At 39.4% G+C, this 21,085-nt stretch carries 16 protein-coding genes; 11 read left to right on the plus strand and 5 right to left on the minus strand.

Annotated elements, in window-relative coordinates:
• Positions 1-248 precede the first annotated feature (248 nt).
• The 9 genes from EHW89_RS02695 (at position 249) to EHW89_RS02735 (ending at position 12,229) form a co-directional block, all read left to right on the plus strand.
• Positions 249-1,280: a competence protein CoiA gene (locus EHW89_RS02695; protein ID WP_126466608.1), complete on the plus strand. Its 1,032-nt coding sequence runs from the start codon at positions 249-251 to the stop codon at positions 1,278-1,280.
• Complete coding sequence (pepF, locus tag EHW89_RS02700) at positions 1,232-3,034, plus strand: oligoendopeptidase F (protein WP_126466609.1); 1,803 nt, start codon at positions 1,232-1,234, stop codon at positions 3,032-3,034. The genes EHW89_RS02695 and pepF overlap by 49 nt, the downstream gene beginning before the upstream one ends.
• Position 3,035: 1 nt before the next feature.
• Positions 3,036-3,719, plus strand: a complete 684-nt coding sequence (locus EHW89_RS02705; protein ID WP_126466610.1) for an O-methyltransferase — start codon at positions 3,036-3,038, stop codon at positions 3,717-3,719.
• Positions 3,720-3,825: 106 nt separating this feature from the next.
• Positions 3,826-4,764 carry a peptidylprolyl isomerase PrsA gene (prsA, locus tag EHW89_RS02710; protein ID WP_106384640.1) on the plus strand — a complete coding sequence of 313 codons (939 nt, stop codon included), beginning with the start codon at positions 3,826-3,828 and terminating at the stop codon, positions 4,762-4,764.
• 137 nt (positions 4,765-4,901) lie between these two features.
• On the plus strand, positions 4,902-5,471 hold the full coding sequence (locus EHW89_RS02715; protein ID WP_080553209.1) for an LURP-one-related/scramblase family protein: 570 nt from the start codon (positions 4,902-4,904) through the stop codon (positions 5,469-5,471).
• Positions 5,472-5,525: 54 nt separating this feature from the next.
• Positions 5,526-8,144, plus strand: a complete 2,619-nt coding sequence (alaS, locus tag EHW89_RS02720; RefSeq protein ID WP_126466611.1) for an alanine--tRNA ligase — start codon at positions 5,526-5,528, stop codon at positions 8,142-8,144.
• 418 nt (positions 8,145-8,562) lie between these two features.
• Positions 8,563-9,897, plus strand: a complete 1,335-nt coding sequence (locus EHW89_RS02725) for an SPFH domain-containing protein (RefSeq protein ID WP_126466612.1) — start codon at positions 8,563-8,565, stop codon at positions 9,895-9,897.
• 50 nt (positions 9,898-9,947) lie between these two features.
• On the plus strand, positions 9,948-11,033 hold the full coding sequence (locus tag EHW89_RS02730; protein ID WP_126466613.1) for a hypothetical protein: 1,086 nt from the start codon (positions 9,948-9,950) through the stop codon (positions 11,031-11,033).
• A 17-nt stretch (positions 11,034-11,050) separates the two neighbouring features.
• Positions 11,051-12,229 carry a TPM domain-containing protein gene (locus EHW89_RS02735; protein WP_126466614.1) on the plus strand — a complete coding sequence of 393 codons (1,179 nt, stop codon included), beginning with the start codon at positions 11,051-11,053 and terminating at the stop codon, positions 12,227-12,229.
• Between the two features lie 182 nt (positions 12,230-12,411).
• Here EHW89_RS02735 and EHW89_RS02740 read toward each other — a convergent pair whose 3' ends face one another.
• The 5 genes from EHW89_RS02740 to EHW89_RS02760 all read right to left on the minus strand — a co-directional run bounded on the left by EHW89_RS02740 (position 12,412) and on the right by EHW89_RS02760 (position 17,381).
• On the minus strand, positions 12,412-12,735 hold the full coding sequence (locus tag EHW89_RS02740) for an ABC transporter ATP-binding protein (protein ID WP_226997579.1): 324 nt from the start codon (positions 12,733-12,735) through the stop codon (positions 12,412-12,414).
• A gap of 62 nt (positions 12,736-12,797) precedes the next feature.
• On the minus strand, positions 12,798-14,036 hold the full coding sequence (locus tag EHW89_RS02745) for an aminoacyltransferase (RefSeq protein ID WP_126466615.1): 1,239 nt from the start codon (positions 14,034-14,036) through the stop codon (positions 12,798-12,800).
• A gap of 12 nt (positions 14,037-14,048) precedes the next feature.
• Positions 14,049-15,263: an aminoacyltransferase gene (locus EHW89_RS02750; protein WP_126466616.1), complete on the minus strand. Its 1,215-nt coding sequence runs from the start codon at positions 15,261-15,263 to the stop codon at positions 14,049-14,051.
• Positions 15,263-16,072, minus strand: coding sequence for a sugar-phosphatase (gene yidA / locus EHW89_RS02755; protein ID WP_024051939.1), 810 nt, complete (start codon positions 16,070-16,072; stop codon positions 15,263-15,265). The genes EHW89_RS02750 and yidA overlap by 1 nt, the downstream gene beginning before the upstream one ends.
• A complete protein-coding gene (locus tag EHW89_RS02760) occupies positions 16,062-17,381 on the minus strand; it encodes an HD domain-containing protein (RefSeq protein WP_126468041.1) in 1,320 nt (439 codons plus the stop codon). The genes yidA and EHW89_RS02760 overlap by 11 nt, the downstream gene beginning before the upstream one ends.
• A 208-nt stretch (positions 17,382-17,589) precedes the next feature.
• On the opposite strand from EHW89_RS02760, the gene EHW89_RS02765 reads away from it, so the two are divergent.
• Both EHW89_RS02765 and EHW89_RS02770 read left to right on the plus strand, forming a co-directional pair.
• Positions 17,590-17,976 carry a DUF1934 domain-containing protein gene (locus EHW89_RS02765; protein WP_126466617.1) on the plus strand — a complete coding sequence of 129 codons (387 nt, stop codon included), beginning with the start codon at positions 17,590-17,592 and terminating at the stop codon, positions 17,974-17,976.
• A gap of 372 nt (positions 17,977-18,348) precedes the next feature.
• On the plus strand, positions 18,349-21,042 hold the full coding sequence (locus EHW89_RS02770) for a cation-translocating P-type ATPase (protein WP_126466618.1): 2,694 nt from the start codon (positions 18,349-18,351) through the stop codon (positions 21,040-21,042).
• Positions 21,043-21,085 lie beyond the last annotated feature (43 nt).

Raw genomic sequence — 21,085 nt, forward strand, 5'->3', positions numbered from 1 at the left:
ATATTGTATAATAAAGCAATGACGAATTAGTTTCCGTATAAGGCTCATGAGGCGAGTCTTAACGTTGTTTGCTTTTTAAGCTCAAAAGAGCACTTTTGACGAAAACATCATTTGCGTCATTCTCCACTTTGACAGCCTGAGAGACTATTAAGTAACTTTACGGGTGAGACAGAATTAAAAAATTTCAAATTTTAGTTCTGTTTTACTCTTTTTTTACGAATAATTTAAGTAAAAGGGGAAAATAATCTATGTTAATGGCTTGTCAGGAAAACGGAAAAATGCTAAATGCTGTGGAAGATACGGTAAATCCGTTGGATAGGTTTCTCTGCCCGGCTTGTAAGGAAGCGGTGCGATTTAAGAATGGCAAGGTGATGCGACCGCATTTTGCTCATATTTCTTTAAAAGAATGTCATTTTTATACGGAAAATGAAAGCGCAGAACACTTAAATTTGAAAGCTGATTTGTTTACTTGGGCTAGAAAATCCAATCATGCGATTCAAGTAGAAGCTTATTTACCAGAATTGCAGCAAATCGCAGATCTGTTAGTTGAGAAACAAATTGCACTTGAAGTTCAGTGTAGCTCGCTTAGTCAAAAGCGTTTAAAAGAGCGCACGGACAATTATCGTCAGCATGGCTATCGCGTTCTTTGGCTCTTGGGAAAGAAACTTTGGCTGAAAAATACCTTGACCAATTTACAAAAGGATTTTCTCTATTTTAGTCAAAATATGGGCTTTCATCTGTGGGAATTGGACGAACAAAAACAGCTTTTGAGGCTTAAATACTTGATTCATGAAGATTTGCATGGCAAGGTTCAGTATAAGGAGAAAAGTTTTGCTTTTGGTAAAGGAAACCTTTTAGACATCTTTCGTCAGCCATTCTGCAAGCAGGAGATGACGAGTTTTCTGGCAAAAGAAGATAAAAATATTTGCCGTTATGTGCGCCAGCAGCTCTACTATCAGCAGCCCAAATGGATGAAATGGCAGGCAGAATTGTATCAAACGGGTGATAATTTATTGACCAAAACGGCTAGTGACTTTTATCCGCAGGTTCAGCCTGTTCGTGCCAGCTCTTTCTGCCAGATTTTTCAAGACCTCACACCTTATTACCAGCAATTTTCAGCTTATTATGAAAAGGAAAAGAATAAAAATCTCCAAATTCTCTATCCTCCAGCTTTTTATGCAAAGATTTTTGGCAATATTTATGATAGAATAGGAAGGACGGAGGAAATTTTATGGCAAAACAAAGAAATGAAATTGAAGAAAAATACACTTGGGACCTAACAACGATTTTCCCAACAGATGAAGCTTTTGAGGCAGCGTTAACTCAAGTTTCAAAAGAATTAAAAGAAGCCAGCAGCTTAGCCGGTCATCTTTTGGACTCAGCTGACAGCCTCTTAAAAACAACAGAAATCCAATTGGACTTGATGCGTCGTATCGAAAAACTCTATTCCTATGCTCACATGAAAAATGACCAAGATACACGCGTGGCAAAATACCAAGAATACCAAGCCAAAGGAATGGCCATTTATAGTGAGTTCGGACAGGCCCTTGCTTTTTATGAGCCAGAATTTATGGAAATCACAGACGAGCAATATCAGACGTTCTTAGCTGAAAAGCCTGAATTGCAAATCTATCAGCACTTCTTTGATAAGTTGCTGCAAAAGAAACCTCACATCCTTTCTCAACGTGAAGAAGAATTGTTGGCAGGAGCTGGTGAAATTTTTAGTGCTGCAGGCGATACTTTTGGAATCTTGGACAATGCTGATATTGTCTTTCCAACCGTGCACGACGAAGAAGGAAATGAAGTGCAATTGACGCACGGAAATTACATTAGTTTAGTGGAGTCGAAAAATCGTACAGTCCGCAAGGAAGCTTATGAAGCGCTTTATAGCGTCTATGAGCAATACCAACATACTTATGCTAAGACACTCCAAACGAATGTTAAAGTTCATAATTACAATGCCAAAGTTCGTAATTTTTCTTCTGCGCGTGAAGCTGCTTTGTCTGCTAACTTTATTCCAGAAAGTGTTTATGATAGCTTAGTGTCTGCGGTAAACAAACATTTGCCACTCTTACATCGCTACATTGCCCTACGTGCAAAGATTTTAGGCCTTTCTGATTTGAAAATGTACGACCTCTATACACCATTGTCAGAAGCAGATTACAAATTTACTTATGAGGAAGCCTTGATGAAAGCAGAAGAAGTCTTAGCTATCCTTGGAGAAGATTATCTAGGTCGAGTAAAAGAAGCCTTTTCAGATCGTTGGATTGATGTTTATGAAAACCAAGGCAAGCGCTCTGGGGCTTATTCTGGTGGTTCTTACGATACCAATGCTTTTATGTTGCTCAACTGGCAAGATACGTTGGACAATCTTTTCACGCTGGTTCATGAAACAGGTCACAGTATGCATTCTAGCTATACTCGTGAAAATCAGCCGTACGTTTACGGAGATTATTCTATTTTCTTAGCTGAGATTGCTTCTACGACCAACGAAAATATCTTGACGGAGAAATTATTGGAAGAAGTAGATGACGATCAAACCCGCTTTGCGATTCTGAATCATTTCTTAGATGGCTTCCGTGGGACTGTTTTCCGTCAAACTCAATTTGCCGAGTTTGAACATGCCATTCACAAAGCTGACCAAGAAGGTAAAGTCTTAACGAGTGAATTTTTGAATGATTTGTACGCAGATTTGAATGAAAAATATTATGGCTTGACGAAAGAGGACAACCCACAAATTCAATATGAATGGGCACGGATTCCACATTTCTACTATGATTACTATGTTTTCCAATACTCAACCGGTTTCTCAGCTGCTTCTGCCTTAGCAGATAAGATTGTTAACGGAACGCAAGAAGATAAAGAGAAGTATCTCAACTACTTGAAAGCAGGAAATTCTGATTATCCGCTAAATGTCATTAAAAAAGCTGGTGTAGATATGGAAAAAGAAGACTATCTCAATGCTGCCTTTGCAGTCTTTGAACGTCGTCTGGATGAATTTGAAGCACTCGTAGAAAAGTTAGGACTGGCATAAAATGGTCAAGTCCTATAGTAAAAATGCTAATCACAACATGCGTCGTCCCGTTGTCAAAGAAGAAATTGTTGATTTTATGCGGACACGGCAAAAGCAAGTTTCGGGCTCCTTAAAAGAGCTCGAAACTTTTGCTCATGCAGAAAATATTCCCATTATTCCTCACGAAACAGTTGCCTATTTTCGTTTTCTGTTAGAAACTTTACAGCCTGAAAAGATTTTGGAAATTGGGACAGCCATTGGCTTTTCAGCTCTTTTAATGGCAGAACATGCACCGCAGGCTCAAATTACAACGATTGATCGCAATCTAGAAATGATTGCTCTTTCTAAAGCGAACTTTGCTAAGTTTGATAAGCGCAGGCAAATTACATTGCTGGAAGGTGATGCAATGGATATTCTTCCTAGTTTGAAAGATTGCTATGACTTTGTCTTTATGGACTCTGCTAAGTCCAAATACGTTGTCTTTCTGCCGGAAGTTCTGAAGCGTCTTGCTTCAGGAGGGATTATCATCATAGACGATGTTTTCCAGGGTGGTGATATAGCGAAAGACATTAAGGAAGTTCGCCGAGGTCAACGAACGATTTATCGAGGGCTGCATCAATTATTTGATAAAACACTGAATCAGCCTGAATTGACTGCAACTTTGTTGCCTCTTGGTGACGGCATTCTGATGATTAGAAAAAAATGAGAGATTTAATATTTTCCTAAATTTTCATAGTTTTTAGGAAAATTTAAGATATTAAATCTATTTTATGGTACAATAAGAAAGTGAATTAAATAAAGGAGTTTTCATAATGAAGAAAAAAATTCTAGCAGGAGCTATTACGCTTTTGTCAGTTGTAACATTAGCAGCATGCTCACAAGCTGGTGGTAAAGACATTATCACGATGAAGGGAAATACAATTACTGTCAGTGATTTTTATAATAAAGTAAAAAATAATGCAGCTGCTCAACAAGTACTTCTCAATATGACCATTCAAGAAGTTTTTGAAAAGAGTTATGGTAAGCATGTTACAGAAAAAGAAGTCACTGAAACGTTCAATAAGAGTAAGAGCACTTATGGAACTGCTTTTCAACAAGTATTGGCAAGAGCAGGATTGACGGAAGATACTTATCGTGAACAAATCAGAACCAATAAATTGGTCGAATATGCTGTCAAAAAAGCAGCTGAAAAAGAATTGACAGATGCAAATTATAAAAAAGCATACGAATCTTATACACCAGAAGTGACTGCTCAAATCATCAAAGTAGATAACCAAGACAAAGCAAAAGAAGTATTGGCAAAAGCAAAAGCCGAAGGTGCTGATTTCGGACAAATTGCCAAAGAAAATTCTACAGATAAGAAGACAAAAGATAAGGGTGGCGAAGTGAAGTTTGACTCAGCTTCAACAGATGTTCCAGATGCTGTTAAAAAGGCTGCTTTTGCTCTTGAAGCAAACGGTATTTCTGATGTTATCACCGTTAAATCATCAACTTATTCTTCAAGTTATTATATTGTGAAACTAAATAGTAAATCTGAAAAATCAGCAAACTGGAAAGACTACAAGAAACAACTGAAAAATGTTATCTTGACACAAAAACAAAATGATCGCACCTTTATTCAAAAAATTGTTGCCAAAGAATTACAAGCAGCCAATATTAAGGTGAAAGATCAAGCTTTCCAAAATCTGTTCTCACAATATGTCAAGTCAGATAGCAAATCAACATCTAGCTCGTCATCTTCATCAAAATAAGTTGACGAAAAGCTCATAAGTGAGTATAATAGGACTATTGAGAATTGATTTTTGACCTCTTAGCCTAGAGAATTGGCGGTGCTGCAAGCCATGTAAGAACGAAAATCATGCTACTCAAAGAAAAAATTGCATACATAATGAGAATGACAAGTTCATTGAATGAAGGTGGTACCGCGGTTTTTCGCCCTTCGTCTAGTGGACTTGTCTTTTTGCGAGGAACCGTTATGAAGACCTATCTTGTAAAACAAAAATTTCGCTTTGGTGGTGAGAAATTTGACATCAAAGATGATCGTGGGAACATTGATTATCAAGTGGAGGGGAGCTTTTTAAAAATTCCCAAAACTTTTACGATTTATGATGACAAGGGTGAAGTGGTCAGCCAAATTCAAAAGACTGTGCTAACAGTCTTACCTCAATTTGAAATTCAATTGCGCAATGGTTCGAGTTTTTATATCCGTAAAAAATTCACTTTTTTACGAGATAAATATGAATTTGACAACTTAGGTCTGCGCATCGAGGGGAATATCTGGGATTTGGAATTTCGTCTGCTGGATGCGCAGGGACAAGTGATTGCAGAGATTTCAAAAGAACTCTTGCACCTGATGTCCACTTATCAAGTTGTAGTTTATGAAGATGCCTATGCGGATTTAGTGATTTCATTGTGTGTGGCTATTGACTATGTAGAAGCTCTTGAAAGTAGTTCTTAAAACTCACATGGGCAATAGAAAAATCAGTTAGAGAAATGTTTTAAGGAGAAGAAAATGAAACAATTATCAAGTGCTCAAGTACGCCAAATGTGGCTAGATTTTTGGGCCTCAAAAGGTCATGCTGTCGAACCGTCTGTTAGTCTAGTACCAGTCAATGACCCGACCCTACTCTGGATTAACTCTGGCGTAGCAACATTAAAGAAATATTTCGACGGGACCATTATTCCAGAAAATCCACGGATTACCAATGCGCAGAAAGCGATTCGGACGAATGACATTGAAAATGTCGGAAAAACAGCACGTCATCATACTATGTTTGAAATGCTGGGGAATTTTTCTATTGGTGATTATTTCCGTGATGAAGCGATTGAATGGGCTTTTGAGCTCCTGACTAGTCCTGAGTGGTTTGATTTTCCAAAAGACAAGCTCTACATGACTTACTATCCAGATGATCATGATTCTTATAATCGTTGGATTTCAGTTGGTGTCGATCCAAGTCATTTGATTCCAATTGAAGACAATTTCTGGGAAATTGGTGCAGGACCTTCTGGACCAGATACAGAAATCTTCTTTGACCGTGGGGAAGCATTTGACCCTGAACATCAAGGAATTCGTTTGCTTGCAGAAGATATTGAAAATGATCGTTATATTGAAATTTGGAATATTGTTTTGTCCCAATTCAATGCTGATCCAGCTGTTCCAAGAAGTGAATACAAGGAGCTGCCTCACAAAAATATTGATACGGGTGCAGGTCTAGAGCGTCTTGTAGCTGTTATTCAAGGGGCAAAAACTAATTTTGAAACAGACCTCTTTATGCCGATTATTCGTGAAGTAGAGAAGTTATCCGGTAAGAATTACAATCCAGACGGTGACAATATGAGTTTCAAGGTCATTGCAGACCATATCCGCTCTCTGTCATTTGCTATTGGCGATGGTGCGCTTCCAGGAAATGAAGGACGTGGTTATGTTTTGCGTCGCTTGCTCCGTCGTGCTTCTATGCATGGTCAAAAATTAGGAATCAATGAGCCTTTCCTTTATAAACTTGTTCCAACTGTCGGAAAAATTATGGAAAGCTATTATCCAGAAGTGCTTGAAAAGCAAGATTTTATCGAAAAAATCATCAAAAGTGAAGAAGAGTCCTTTGCTCGCACGCTTCATTCCGGTCAACACTTTGCACAAAGCATTGTAGAAGAGTTAAAGGAAAAAGGACAGTCTGTTATTTCAGGAACGGATGTCTTTAAACTGTATGATACCTATGGTTTCCCAGTAGAATTGACCGAAGAAATTGCCGAAGAAGCTGGTATGACAGTAGACCGCAAAGGCTTTGAAGCTGCTATGAAAGAGCAGCAAGAACGCGCACGGGCTAGTGTTGTTAAAGGTGGATCTATGGGCATGCAAAATGAAACCTTGCAAAACATTACAGCTGAAAGCCACTTTAACTATGAAAAAGAGGCTTTATCTGCGAAGTTGGTTGCGATTGTGGCAGATGATAAAGAAGTAGAAGAAGTGACTTCTGGTAAGGCTTACCTCGTTTTTGCAGAAACGCCATTTTATGCTGAAATGGGCGGACAAGTAGCAGACCACGGACAAATCTTGGACCTTGCAGGCAATCTCGTTGCACAAGTCGTAGATGTTCAAAAAGCGCCAAACGGACAACCGCTCCATACGGTAGAAGTGGTAGCACCACTCGCATTAAACCAAGAGTACAAGCTTGAAATTGACCACAATCGTCGTCACCGTGTTATGAAGAATCACACAGCAACACACTTGCTTCATGCGGCTCTTCACAATGTTTTAGGTAAACACGCAACGCAAGCAGGCTCTCTCAATGAAGTAGAATTTCTTCGCTTTGACTTTACTCATTTCCAAGCAGTTACAGCAGAAGAACTACGTCGTATTGAGCAAGAAGTCAATGAAAAAATCTGGGAAGCGATTGACATCAAAACGATTGAAACAGACATTGACACAGCTAAAGAAATGGGAGCAATGGCTCTCTTTGGTGAAAAATACGGCAAAGAAGTTCGTGTGGTGACAATTGGAGATTATTCTATTGAGTTGTGTGGCGGTACTCACATGAAAAATACTTCTGAAATTGGTCTTTTCAAGATTATCAAAGAAGAGGGAATTGGCTCAGGAACTCGTCGCATTCTTGCGGTAACCAGCAAAGAAGCATTTGAAGCTTACCGTGAGGAAGAAGATGCTTTGAAAGCTATTGCAACGACATTGAAAGTTCCACAAATGAAAGAAGTTTCTCGTAAAGTTGAAGCCTTGCAAGAACAACTTCGTCAATTGCAAAAAGAAAATGCTGAGCTGAAAGAAAAAGCAGCTGCAGCGGCTTCGGGTGAAGTGTTCAAAAATGTTCAAGAAGTTAATGGACATAGTTTTATCGCCAGTCAAGTTTCTGTGTCCGATGCTGGAGCCCTTCGTACGTTTGCCGATACTTGGAAACAAAAAGACTATTCAGATGTCCTTGTCCTTGTGGCGGCTATTGGTGAGAAAGTCAATGTCCTTGTAGCTAGCAAGACAAAGGAGATTCATGCTGGTAACTTAATTAAAGAATTAGCACCAATTGTAGATGGTCGTGGTGGCGGTAAACCAGATATGGCTATGGCTGGCGGAAGCAACCAAGCAGCTATTCAAGAGTTACTAAAAGCCGTGCCAGAAAAATTGTAATGTCATATTACTTTAAGCGAGATAGATCTGTGCTTGTCTCTACCAGGATTTCAAAAAATGAAATCTAAGAGAGTTGCATAAAAATCATACAAAAAACGAACAGTTTCGATATTCTGTTAGTCAGAACATCGGAATTATTCGTTTTTTTATTTGTACGATTAAGTTCTGGCGTTTTATAAATCCAAAAATAGCTTTCATATTTTTGATAGTTACAATTTTATAAAAATATGGTAAAATAGTTTTGGAGATAAAGCGCTTTCATACAGCTAATTATGTTGCGATAAAAAGACAAATATTGCCAGTTAGCGTATGATTTTTTGTAAAAATTTACAAATTTATGACAAAGGAGATGATGTCGTTCAGTAGTACAGTTTAAGGTAGCGGAAACATGCTTTTTAAAGAGAGAAAGGAGATTCTTATGGGCCTTATTAAAGCAGGAATTGGCGCCGTAGGAGGCGTCTTAGCCGACCAATGGAAGGAATTCTTTTACTGTGATGCCATGGACAAGTCCGTTATGGTGGTCAAAGGGCAAAAACAAATATCTGGACGTTCTTCCAACACTAAGGGCAGTGACAACATTATTTCGAATGGTTCTGGAATTGCTGTTGCAGACGGTCAGTGTATGATGATTGTTGAGCAGGGAAAAATTGTCGAAGTTTGTGCTGAGCCCGGTCAATTCACTTACGACACCTCTAGCGAGCCGAGCATTTTTACAGGTAATTTAGGTGATTCCATTAAGGAGACCTTCAAACAAATCGGAAAACGGTTCACTTATGGTGGTGATACAGGCAAAGATCAGCGTGTTTATTATTTCAATACAAAAGAGCTGATTGATAATAAGTTTGGCACTCCAAATCCGATTCCGTTTCGTGTGGTGGATTCAAAAATCGGCTTAGATGTGGATGTTTCTGTCCGTTGTTCTGGTGTTTATTCTTATAAGATTGCAGACCCACTTCTTTTCTATACCAATGTCTGTGGCAATGTTGAAAAAGAATATTTGCGTGAAGAATTAGAATCACAACTGAAAACAGAATTTATCAGTGCTCTTCAACCAGCATTCGCTACATTGTCTGATTTAGAATTGCGACCAAATCAAATTGTTAGCCATAATACAGAACTCGAAAATGCCATGAATGAAGCACTTTCTAGCAAATGGGGAGAACTGCGTGGCTTGAAAGTCATTAGTGTAGCTCTTGGTTCAGTAACTCTTCCAGACGAAGATGCTGAAATGATTAAGCAGGCTCAACGTGTGGCTATTATGAAGGATCCAACCATGGCAGCGGCTACCTTAGTCGGTGCACAGGCAGATGCTATGAAAGCAGCGGCTGAAAATCCAGGTGGTGCGATGACTGGCTTTATGGGAGTAGGAATGGCAGCGGGCGCAGGAGGTATGAATGCCCAAAATCTTTTTGCGATGGGACAAGAGCAGGCCGCTAGTCAGCAAACGCCAACAGCGAGTGCAGCCTCTCAAACCCAAACTACTACGGATAAATGGACTTGTCCAAATGGACATGAAGCTTCAGGTAAATTCTGTCCAGAATGCGGTTCACCAAAACCTGTGAGTGACAGCTGGACTTGTACTTGCGGCGCTGTAAATAAAGGTAAATTCTGCTCAAATTGTGGAAAACCAAAGCCAGAACCCCAACGTCAATACCGTTGCAGCAATTGTGGCTGGCAACCAGAAGATGCTTATAATCCACCTAAATTCTGCCCTGAATGTGGCAATGTATTTGATGAAAATGACCTTGTTTAAAAGCTTTTCTAACTATTTCATAGCTCGATGACAGTAGAAAGGAGGTCATCATGGCTGATTTACAAGAATATAAATGTCCAAATTGTGGTGGTGCTCTTGAATTTAATAGTTCAATCCAGAAAATGAAGTGCCCTTATTGTGATTCCGAATTGGATATGTCAAGTTTGAAGGAATTGGATGAACAATTAAAAACCCAGACTGATGAAAATATGACCTGGAGTACGCAGGCTGGTGGTGAATGGGATACGGGCGAGATTGATCAGCTATCAGTTTATGTCTGTAAATCTTGTGGTGGTGAAATTGTTGCTGACGAGTCAACAGCAGCCACTTCGTGTCCATTCTGCGATAATCCTGTTGTTATGATGGGACGCTTTGCTGGTGATTTAAAGCCAGATTATGTGATTCCATTCAAATTAGATAAAAAGGCAGCAAAGGCGAATCTGAACAAGCATCTCATGGGGAAACGTCTCTTGCCAAAAGTTTTTAAAGACCAAAATCATATTGATGAAGTAAAGGGGGTTTATGTTCCGTTCTGGCTTTTTGACACAGAAGCAGATGCGGATGTTCATTATAAAGCAAGCAGGATTAGAACATGGAGTGATAGTGAGTATGACTATACCGAAACAAGCTATTTTTCAGTTATTCGTTCCGGTCAGTTAGCGTTTGAACATATCCCAGTAGACGGTTCAAGTAAATTGGATGATCAATTAATGGAATCCATTGAACCCTTTGATTTTTCAGAAGCTGTTGATTTTCAGACAGCTTACCTAGCAGGATACCTAGCAGATAAATATGATGTCGGAGCCGAGGAGAGCATTACTCATGCTAACAGCCGTGTCAAGCAAAGCACGGAGGAAGCCTTTGAAGATACAGTTACGGGGTTTTCTACCGTTACCCCAGAATCTTCGAATATTCGCTTGATAAATGGTTCAACTAAGTATGTTCTCTATCCAGTTTGGCTCTTAAATACGACTTGGAAGGGCAAAAAGTTTGTCTTTGCGATGAATGGTCAGACTGGTAAATTCGTCGGAGATTTGCCCTTAGACAAGCAAGCTTATAGACGTTGGCTAATCGGACTGGGCGTGGCGGCAAGTATAGTTAGTTATGCGGCTGTATGGCTGATTCACTTACTGTAAGAAGGGAGGATGAGATTATGTTGAAGAAATTCATAACATTACTGATAACTCTTTTTCTCTCCTTTCTCATGATTGGGACTGTCTGTGCAGAAGAAACCAGCTATATTCGTGATGAAGTCTCAGCCTTTTCAAGCAAGGAAATAACAGAGATTAACAAAGCGGCTAAAGCTATTGAAGAACAATATCATTTTAAAGTTTACTTTTTAGCAGCAAAATCAGTAGGTGAAGATGGTATTTTGTCTTATGCTGAAAAGGTTTATCAAGAATCTGCAGGCACAGCTGAAGGTATTCTCCTTGCTGTTGATAAAGAAAAAAATGAATGGATCCTATATTATGCCGGAAACGCTAAAGAAAAGCTAGGAGCAAAGAGTGACGACATACTTTGGAAAGCTTTTGAGAGTGGGAAAAATATTTATAGTGGTGTTCGGTATTATCTCAATAAAGTAACCAAATTGCTCAATGCATCGGCCAATCCATTACTGGTAGATAAAGCGGACTTGCTGAAGCCGGATCAAGAAAAAGCCTTGTTAGCAAAGCTCAAAGATGTTAGCAAACGCCAAAAATGCGATGTCGTTGTCGTGACCGTTAAGAGTCTGGAAGGAAAAAGTGCTCAAGACTTCGCAGATGACTACTTCGACTACAATGGCTACGGTCAAGGAAAAAATCATGATGGGGTGCTTTTCTTAATCAGTATGGCAGAACGGAAGTGGCATATTTCAACGACAGGCTACGGAATCACTGCTTTTACCGATGCTGGCTTAGACTACCTATCAAAGCAGTTCTTGCCTGATTTAAAAGATGGTGACTACAATGCTGCTTTTACAACCTACGCTGAGCAGTGTGATGAATTCCTCACTCAAGCACGAAAAGGGCAGCCTTATGATGTAAAAAATCTCCCTAAGGAGCCTTTAAGTTGGTACTGGATTCCTGGAGCATTGGCTATTGGCTTTGGTCTCGCCTTTCTCATCGTAACAGGAATGAAAGGTCAGCTCAAATCTGTCTATCATCAAACCGGGGCCACTGATTACATCAAGAAAAATAGTCTCCAGATTACCAATGCTCAAGAATTCTTCCTCTACTCAAATGTAGATAAGAAAGCAAAACCGGAGCCTAGCAGCTCCAGTGATTCTGGGGGTAGTAGCACACATACATCTTCATCAGACAGAAGTCACGGGGGCAGTGGCGGAAGTTTTTAGATGGATAATAGTGGAAGTTAAAAAAGGTCAGGATATTTATACTGGCCTTTTTATTACACTTCATTTTACAACAGGGCAAATTTTAAAATTTTTAAACGATGTTGTCCACAATAATTTTATTGCTAGGGAAATTCAACGAGGAATGGTAAAAACTATCAATTTGCTTTACATCATTTTCCAAGTCAGAAAGAATATCTTCGTTTTTTGCACTTAGATTGTAAATTCAAGTACAAAAAAGTAGCAAACATCTTTTCTTTTATATTCGTATTGAAGTCTGCAATGATTTTTGTATAGAAATAGCATTTACCTGCTAAACCTAAGACAATCAGCATATTTCCAAGAATTCCCAACATCAAGATTTGCCAGAGAATTTTTAAATTTTTCGTTTGAAAATTATCAATAATCATCCGAACGAGCGTTGGGTTTAAAACTGAATCAATCCATGTCGGCACGATAAACAGAGAGTAAATCGCTAGTAGTTTTTTTGAAATAAATCGTTTCAGCATATTTGATAAGTCCTATCTAAAATACGAATATTTAAAAACTCTCAAAAAGCTGTTTGAGAGTTTTAAGCGCGCCGTAGCAGTTTTTTAATCAAACTGAGAATTTTAAATTTTAATGGCTGTGGATAATAGCGGAAAGTGCCCATTTTACGAACAATGTAACCATTGAAGTTTTGTTTGAAACGGAGAACGCCGTCAGACCCGTCGAAAATTCCTGTAATACCAAGAAAATTGTAAAAGGGAATATGTCGCTTGATAGCTTCTTTCATGACATATTCTTGGAGAAGCGCTGGGGCATAAAATTTGTTAAATTCAGGATAGGAACCACTAAAGAGGTAGGTTGCTTCTTGTGGTGTATAGAGGAAGAGGCTGCCAGCAAGCACTTGGTCTTCCATTCCATATTTATCTATCAATTCTTGTGCTTCGGCCTTACGTGTTTCAAAGCTTTCAAATTGGCTAGATAATTCACGCAGTTGATTGTGCTTTTTCTCCGACTGAGGATTTTTTTCTAAATCCGCTTCTAATTTTTGAATTTTTTGTCTGAGTTTTTTTTGATCATTTTGCAGATGTTGCAGATAATCTTGAAAATTAAGCGTTGCAATCATAAAGTCTGCTTGATTGCCAAAAGCATCGTAGAAATCTTGGTAATAATCCAAAGGTTTGTCACTATATTCACGGCGCTCGGAAGTGGCAGAAGTGATTTCCTTGAAAATATTTAATTCATCTCGCTTCAATTTTTTTAATTGAATGCCGAAAGTATTGGCTTTTTTTACAGTCGATTTACCATTTTTGCTGAAGGATTTGAGCAGATCTTTTTCAGTTAGTTCAGTCAGGTCTTTGACATAGTGCCAATCAGGTTCGCCGCCTGGATAACCTGTCTGCAAGCCATCAAATTCATAACCTAAGTCTGTCAACTCTTTTATCAATTCTGTTTTTTCGGGCGAGGTCGGCTGACCATTGCTGTCAAATGTTTGATAAGTTTCATAAGGTTTGACAATTAGCTCTAAAGCACCATTTTCTTTGGCGTAGGTCTTGAGCTCACGGTAAAAAGCTTGTAGGTCGTGAGGATTTGTTGAAACAGGACCGCAATTGATTTCCATGTGCAGTCCGCCTGTCATGGGCATACTGTAGAGCACGGCTGAAACGGTTAATTCACCGTGTTCATCTGTGTGACCGACATATTGGCAAGTAAAACCGCGTTTCGCTAAGAGCATTTCCATTTCTACTGTTTGCATAAAAGAACGTTGAGTGCAAGACGCGCTATGGTTTACAAATTCTTCCTGACTAAGTCGTTTGAATGTCATACGATTCCTTTCTTAGTGTTTGCTGCGGAATTTCTTTCTCAAAGTATAGGCAAGGTTAGAGAGATGATAGAGTGGATTGGTTGGCAAGTTAAACTCACCGACAAACTCTTCAATGGTTGGATTGAACTTGGACTTAAAGTGATAAAGTCCGCCGTCTAGATCGTTTTCAACTCCCCCCATGTTTTGCCAGTTCGCCCCACGGTCAAAGGCGTGCTTTGCTGTTTCATACCAAGTGAGGAGAGCTGGCTGGTAGCGGCGGTATTCTTCATCCATTCCAGCATAGATATTTTCAGAAGTGGCACCATATTCGAGAACCAAAGTTCCAGAGAGAGGAACAATAGTTGCTCCCTGTGCTATTTTTTCTGACAAGAAATCCATTTCTTCTTGCAGTCGTTTTTGTTCTTGCTTATTGTTTTCAATTTTACCAGGTTTAGTTTTTTCAGTGAATTTGCTGGCTTCTTTTTCAGCTTTGGCTTTTTGAGCTTGAAGACTTTCTAGACGCTCATTTAGGTCAATGCTTGCAAGTGTGATATAGGAATGCTCTGGGTAAGTATCAAGGAGTTTTTGATAATAGTCCTTCCCCCGCAAGTGAATACTCTTTCGATTCTCGGTTTTTTTCATCAAAGCAGAGAAATCATCCAAAAGTTCTTTGCCACCAAACTGGACTTGAATGCCTTTGTTTCGTGCAGTGCGAATGGCTTGGCGTGTACTTTTTGATAAAAGTTCTTCGCTGAAATTATCCTTATAAATATTTGCTTGAAAACGTGGCTGAATCGTTTCATCAAGTGATTCTGTTCGCCCCACCCAAATAGCTCCCGCTTTCTGGAGATTTTGAATCACGTCAAGTGTTTCTTGCTGTTCTTTTCTGTTTTCTCCAATTTGAGCCTGCACGAGGAAAAGACTCGGATCAAACTTGATAAAAAGAGCTTTTTTAGTTTTAGCAAATTGTTTCAAGGAAGTCAGGACAAATTGCAGTAATTCTTGATTCTGATAATCCATAATAGGACCGCGAGGAATATAAAGCATAGTCATACCGAGCGGCAAAGGCTTGATGAGAATACTAGCAGAAGCCACTAATTGGTTATTTTTGTAAAAGCCAATTCGTTCATTGTCCCAATTATCTTTGACCTTTGCCCAAGAAGCACTTTGAAGCAAGTTGGTTTGAGAACTTTTCTTAACAAAATCATCGTGTTCTTGAGCAGATATTCCTATTTTATAAGTGTACATTAGTTTAAAACCCACTCTCTAATAGCGTATGCAACGCCGGATTCATCGTTTGATTTGGTGATATATTTGGCAATTTTCTTCAACTCGTCAGTCCCATTTTCCATTACAACAGGATTTCCCACAACTTCTAGCATCGCACGGTCATTTTCTTCATCACCAATTGCCATGGTTTCCTCTTTTGTCAATCCTAATTTTTCCGCTAGATGCACGACTGCAGCCCCTTTATTGACGGATTTTTTGACAATTTCTAAGTAAAAAGGTGCAGATTTTACGAGTGTATACTTGTCGTACAATTCTTTTGGAAGTTTGGCGATTGCTTGATCCAAAATTTCTGGTTCATCAATATACATGATTTTGACGATTTCTTTATCTACCATTTCTTCTGGGGTGCGGTAATAGACTGGCATATTGACCAGTCCGGCCTCGTAAACGGTATATTTTCCAATGTTACGGTTAGCAGTATAAATACCGTCCTTGGTGATAGCGTGCATGTGAACCCCTAATTTGCGACTGAGACATTCAATATCCAAATAATCATCGTAGGTTAGAGTTTCTTTGATATATTCTTCCCCTGTAACTGTATCTTGAACCAGCCCGCCATTGAAGGTAATGACATAATTACCTGGCTCGTTTAGGTGTAACTCTTCAAGCAAATTTCTCACTCCTGGAATGGGGCGTCCAGTTGCAATGACAATCTTTACTCCAGCAGCTTTGGCATCTTGTACAGCAGAAAAAACTTCTGGTGTGACTTCTCTTTTGGTGTTTAATAAGGTTCCGTCAATATCAACGGCAACTAGTTTAATACTCATGTTCGTGTGCTTCTCCATATATAAATTGGTCGTTTTTGATATACGACAAGAAAGTTTTACTATTTTCACTAAAAAGTCCAGCTTCTTTCAGCATTTCTTTTGGGAAATAGAAACGGTTGTCGCCGTGCCTTGTGCCTGCTAATGTTTCGACGATAGGGGATAAAGTGGACAACTCCGCGAGACTGCCATCCTTTTGGATAATTTCAATCTGAGTGCGTGGTTTTTCGACATCTGGACGATAAAAATCATAAGGTAGATCAAAATTGCGGTGAATAGCGGTATAGTAGTCAGGATCAAAACCGACTTCTGCAACCAAATCCCGCATAACATTCAGATTTTTTTCATTTTCCTTTGAAAAAATAATGGATTTAAAGACTTTGCGGTTGATGAAACGCTGTGCCAAGTCAGACAAAATCGTATCAGGGCTTGTCATCCAGACCTGAAAATAAGTATTCATCACGCCGTCATCCAGTGCTAAATAATCTTTCAAGGTCACTCGCTTTTCAAAGAAAGGAATGAGGTTGGGAGAAGAGAGTGCAAAATAGTCTTTCTGCTTTTCGTAGAGAAATTTAGCTCGCTTGAGCAAGTTTTGCAAGAGCACTTCCATTGCCCGACTAGCAGGATGAAAATAAACCTGCATATACATCTGGTACCGACTGACGACATAGTCTTCCACGGCATGCATGCCGTTGCGCTTAAAAGCAATGCCATTTTCAACAGGACAAATAACGCGCAAAATCCGTGTTAAATCAAATTGTCCATAAGAAGCGCCTGTATAGTAGGAGTCTCGCAAGAGATAATCCATGCGATCGACATCAATCTGACTGGAAATAAGTTGCACCACCTGTTTGTTTGGATAGGTGTGGTTGATAACGCTGGCTACTTTTTCCGGAAAATCAGGCGAAACTTGAACCAGAACTTTGTTAATCTCTGTTTCAGGGTTTGTGATAATCTGGCGTGTAATTTCCTCGTGGTCGGTATCAAAGAGACGCTCGAAAGTATGTGAATAAGCGCCGTGACCGACATCGTGCAAGAGGGCTGTTGCCATGAGAAGTAAGCTTTCATGACAATCCCAAACCTCTGGATATTTTTCGTCAAAGATTTTTGTAATTCGTCTTGAAATTTCATATGCTCCGAGGCAATGCGAAAAACGGCTGTGCTCGCCTCCGTGAAAAGTATAGCCGGAAGTTCCTAACTGTTTAATGCGGCGCAGTCGTTGAAATTCTTTGGTGTTTATTAAATCATAGATGACTTGGTGATCCACATGAATGTAATTGTGGACGGGATCACGAAATACTTTTTCAATCATGGCTCTATTATACCACATCTCGTCTAGCAGTCCAAATAACAAAGTAATCTATAACCTCTGAAAATAGCGATTCAAACTTGCTGTTTTAATTCAAAAATTCTCCCATTCAGAGCTATGGTAAAATAAAAGTATAAGAAAAAATGGGAGAAATATTTTTGATTTTCTGCTAAAATGAAAAAAGAAATAGGAAGACGAGGAAATTTGAAGAGTGAAAATTAGAATCCAAAATCGAATTCAAATGGATGAGCAAGTGGAACAAATTGACCAAAGTTACGATGTAGATTGGACTCAAAAGGGCGTTTATCATTATTTATTGTTTAAAAATGAAGAAGGAGAGAAGGTTGTGCTGAAGTTTCATGATGAAGAACTAGTCATGACACGCTTCTCTACTCATAAATCTTTGATGCGGTTTATCAAAGGAGGAGAAGCCTTGATTGGAATTCCCACACCGGTCGGCATACAGCAATTTATCACAAAAACAAGTCATTACCAGGTTGATTTGAAAAAGCAGACACTTGAACTGCATTATCAATTGAGAACACCTGATGGCGGTCGAACTTTTGCGGATTATCAAATGGAAATTTCGTGGAGGTAAAAAGTGATGGGAAGAATCCTTTTTAGTTTAGTAATAGCGGCTATTTTTATTCTCAGCAGATTTATTTGGTTTTTTATAACAAGACAAAGCTTAATATGTTCTTTGACCTAACAGGGACACTTGTCATAGCGATTATTTTATTTATTGCGTCTTATTCTTTGTTGGGTAAAATAGATAGAAATTGAACTTTTTTTGCTTGAAAAAATTGAAGAATTTGATATAATAAAAACACTCAAGGGAGTAGCTAGCGGGATATCCGTTACAAGGTCGTCAATACGAAAGCAATTTCCGGCCTTGTATGAAACAGCGAGACTTGTTGCAATAAACAGGTCTCTTTTTGTTTGTCAAAAAGGGATCAAAGGAGGAAATATTTTGTCAAAAGAACAAAAACGCCAAGCGTTTTATACGCAAGGTTCGGAGGAAGTTTTAAAAAATTTAGAAACTTCTGAGCAAGGTTTATCAAGCAATGAAGCCGCTAAGCGTTTAGACGAATACGGACGCAATGAACTGGATGAGGGAGAGAAAAAATCCCTTCTGATGAAATTCGTTGAGCAATTTAAGGATTTGATGATTCTTATTTTGCTGATTGCGGCTATTCTTTCGGTTGTGACTTCAGGTGGTGAAGATATTGCAGATGCGATTATTATCCTAGCTGTGGTCATTATTAATGCCATTTTTGGAGTTTACCAAGAAGGTAAGGCAGAAGAAGCAATTGAAGCACTCAAATCTATGTCTAGCCCAGCTGCGCGTGCGCTGCGTGACGGGCATGTGACAGAAGTAGACTCAAAAGAATTGGTCCCTGGAGACATCGTTATGCTGGAAGCAGGTGATGTGGTACCTGCTGACATGCGTCTTTTAGAAGCAAATTCTTTAAAAATTGAAGAAGCGGCTCTGACTGGCGAATCCGTTCCAGTTGAAAAACATCTGACTGTTGATGTAGCTGCTGATGCAGGTATTGGCGACCGTATCAATATGGCATTCCAAAATTCAAACGTTACGTATGGACGTGGAATGGGTGTCGTTGTCAATACAGGTATGTTTACAGAAGTCGGTCATATTGCTGGTATGCTCCAAAACGCTGATGAAACAGATACTCCACTCAAGCAAAATCTAAATGGTCTGTCAAAAGTGCTCACCTATGCGATTTTAATTATTGCAGCTATCACTTTTGTGGTTGGTGTATTCGTTCAAGGAAAAGACCCGCTGGGCGAATTGATGACATCAGTCGCACTTGCTGTGGCAGCAATTCCAGAAGGACTTCCTGCTATTGTGACCATTGTCTTGGCACTTGGCACACAAGTTTTGGCGAAGAGAAATTCTATTGTTAGAAAGCTTCCTGCAGTTGAAACGCTTGGCTCTACTGAAATTATTGCTTCTGATAAGACGGGTACCTTGACCATGAACAAGATGACGGTTGAAAAAGTCTTTTATGACGGCAGTTTGCATGAAGCAAAACAAGATATTGACCTCGGACTTGACTTGCCATTGTTACGCTCGGTTGTCCTTGCTAATGATACTAAAATCGATCAAGATGGAAAACTCATTGGAGATCCAACGGAAACAGCTTTTGTTCAGTATGCACTTGATAAAGGGTATGATGTCAAAGCTTTCTTAGAGAAATATCCTCGTGTCGCAGAATTGCCATTCGATTCTGAACGTAAGCTCATGTCAACCATTCATCCTTTGCCAGATGGTAAATTTTTGGTGGCTGTAAAAGGTGCGCCAGATCAACTTTTAAAACGTTGTGTGGCTCGTGACAAGGCAGGCGATATTGCGCCGATTGATGAAGCAACGACTCAGTTAATTAAGGAAAATAATTCAGGTATGGCTCATCAGGCCTTGCGTGTTTTAGCTGGTGCCTATAAAATTATTGATGAAATTCCAGAAAACTTAACATCTGAAAATCTTGAAAATGATTTAATATTCACAGGTATGATTGGGATGATTGACCCTGAACGACCAGAAGCTGCTGAAGCTGTTCGAGTGGCTAAAGAAGCGGGTATCCGTCCGATTATGATTACGGGGGATCACCAAGACACAGCGGAGGCTATTGCTAAACGCCTTGGAATTATCAATGATGATAGTAAAGACCATGTCATGACTGGTGCTGAGCTTAACGAATTGTCAGACGAAGAGTTTGAAAAAGTTGTTGGTCAATATTCTGTCTATGCGCGTGTATCTCCTGAGCATAAGGTGCGAATTGTCAAAGCATGGCAACATCAAGGCAAGGTTGTTGCTATGACAGGTGACGGTGTCAATGATGCACCAGCCTTGAAGACAGCCGACATCGGTATCGGAATGGGGATTACAGGGACAGAAGTTTCGAAAGGTGCTTCTGACATGATTCTGGCTGATGATAATTTTGCAACGATTATCGTGGCTGTTGAGGAAGGACGGAAAGTCTTCTCTAACATTCAAAAGACCATTCAATATTTGCTTTCAGCCAATACAGCAGAAGTGTTGACGATTTTCCTTGCAACTCTTTTTGGCTGGGATGTGCTGCAGCCGGTTCATCTTCTCTGGATTAACCTTGTGACAGATACTTTCCCAGCTATTGCACTAGGGGTTGAGTCAGCTGAGCCGGGTGTGATGACGCATAAACCGCGTGGTCGTAAGTCTAGCTTTTTCTCAGGTGGTGTCATGAGTTCGATTATTTATCAAGGGCTTTTGCAAGGTGCTTTGGTACTCGGTGTTTATGCTTATGCTTTGATGAATCCAGTTCATGTTGGTGACATGAGAGCTATTCATGCGGATGCGTTGACCATGTCCTTTGCAACGCTTGGACTAATCCAGCTTTTCCATGCCTTTAATGTAAAATCTGTTTATCAATCACTTCTAACAGTTGGGCCATTCAAATCTAAAACTTTCAACTGGTCTATTCTTGTTTCATTCATTTTATTGGCTTCTACCATTTTGGTTGAGCCACTAGAAGGAATTTTCCATGTAACAAAATTAGACCTCTCACAATGGGCAGCCGTTCTCATTGGAAGTTTCTCCATGATTATCATCGTGGAAATTGTTAAATTTGTTCAACGTAAATTAGGAATGGATAAAAATGCCATTTAAGACAGAAAAGTCATCTTTGGGTGGCTTTTTTAATTGTCAAACT

It is taken from the genome of Streptococcus periodonticum (assembly GCF_003963555.1).
Taxonomy (GTDB): Bacteria; Bacillota; Bacilli; order Lactobacillales; family Streptococcaceae; genus Streptococcus; species Streptococcus anginosus.

Bases quoted from the DNA above. Each gene is read 5' to 3' on its own strand.
- EHW89_RS02715 (WP_080553209.1), top strand. From the start codon at position 4,902: ATGAGAATGACAAGTTCATTGAATGAAGGTGGTACCGCGGTTTTTCGC.
- EHW89_RS02745 (WP_126466615.1), bottom strand. From the start codon at position 14,036: ATGACATTCAAACGACTTAGTCAGGAAGAATTTGTAAACCATAGCGCG.
- EHW89_RS02730 (WP_126466613.1), top strand. From the start codon at position 9,948: ATGGCTGATTTACAAGAATATAAATGTCCAAATTGTGGTGGTGCTCTT.
- yidA (WP_024051939.1), bottom strand. From the start codon at position 16,072: ATGAGTATTAAACTAGTTGCCGTTGATATTGACGGAACCTTATTAAAC.
- EHW89_RS02740 (WP_226997579.1), bottom strand. From the start codon at position 12,735: ATGCTGAAACGATTTATTTCAAAAAAACTACTAGCGATTTACTCTCTG.
- prsA (WP_106384640.1), top strand. From the start codon at position 3,826: ATGAAGAAAAAAATTCTAGCAGGAGCTATTACGCTTTTGTCAGTTGTA.
- EHW89_RS02760 (WP_126468041.1), bottom strand. From the start codon at position 17,381: ATGATTGAAAAAGTATTTCGTGATCCCGTCCACAATTACATTCATGTG.
- pepF (WP_126466609.1), top strand. From the start codon at position 1,232: ATGGCAAAACAAAGAAATGAAATTGAAGAAAAATACACTTGGGACCTA.
- EHW89_RS02750 (WP_126466616.1), bottom strand. From the start codon at position 15,263: ATGTACACTTATAAAATAGGAATATCTGCTCAAGAACACGATGATTTT.
- alaS (WP_126466611.1), top strand. From the start codon at position 5,526: ATGAAACAATTATCAAGTGCTCAAGTACGCCAAATGTGGCTAGATTTT.
- EHW89_RS02705 (WP_126466610.1), top strand. From the start codon at position 3,036: ATGGTCAAGTCCTATAGTAAAAATGCTAATCACAACATGCGTCGTCCC.
- EHW89_RS02725 (WP_126466612.1), top strand. From the start codon at position 8,563: ATGGGCCTTATTAAAGCAGGAATTGGCGCCGTAGGAGGCGTCTTAGCC.
- EHW89_RS02735 (WP_126466614.1), top strand. From the start codon at position 11,051: ATGTTGAAGAAATTCATAACATTACTGATAACTCTTTTTCTCTCCTTT.
- EHW89_RS02695 (WP_126466608.1), top strand. From the start codon at position 249: ATGTTAATGGCTTGTCAGGAAAACGGAAAAATGCTAAATGCTGTGGAA.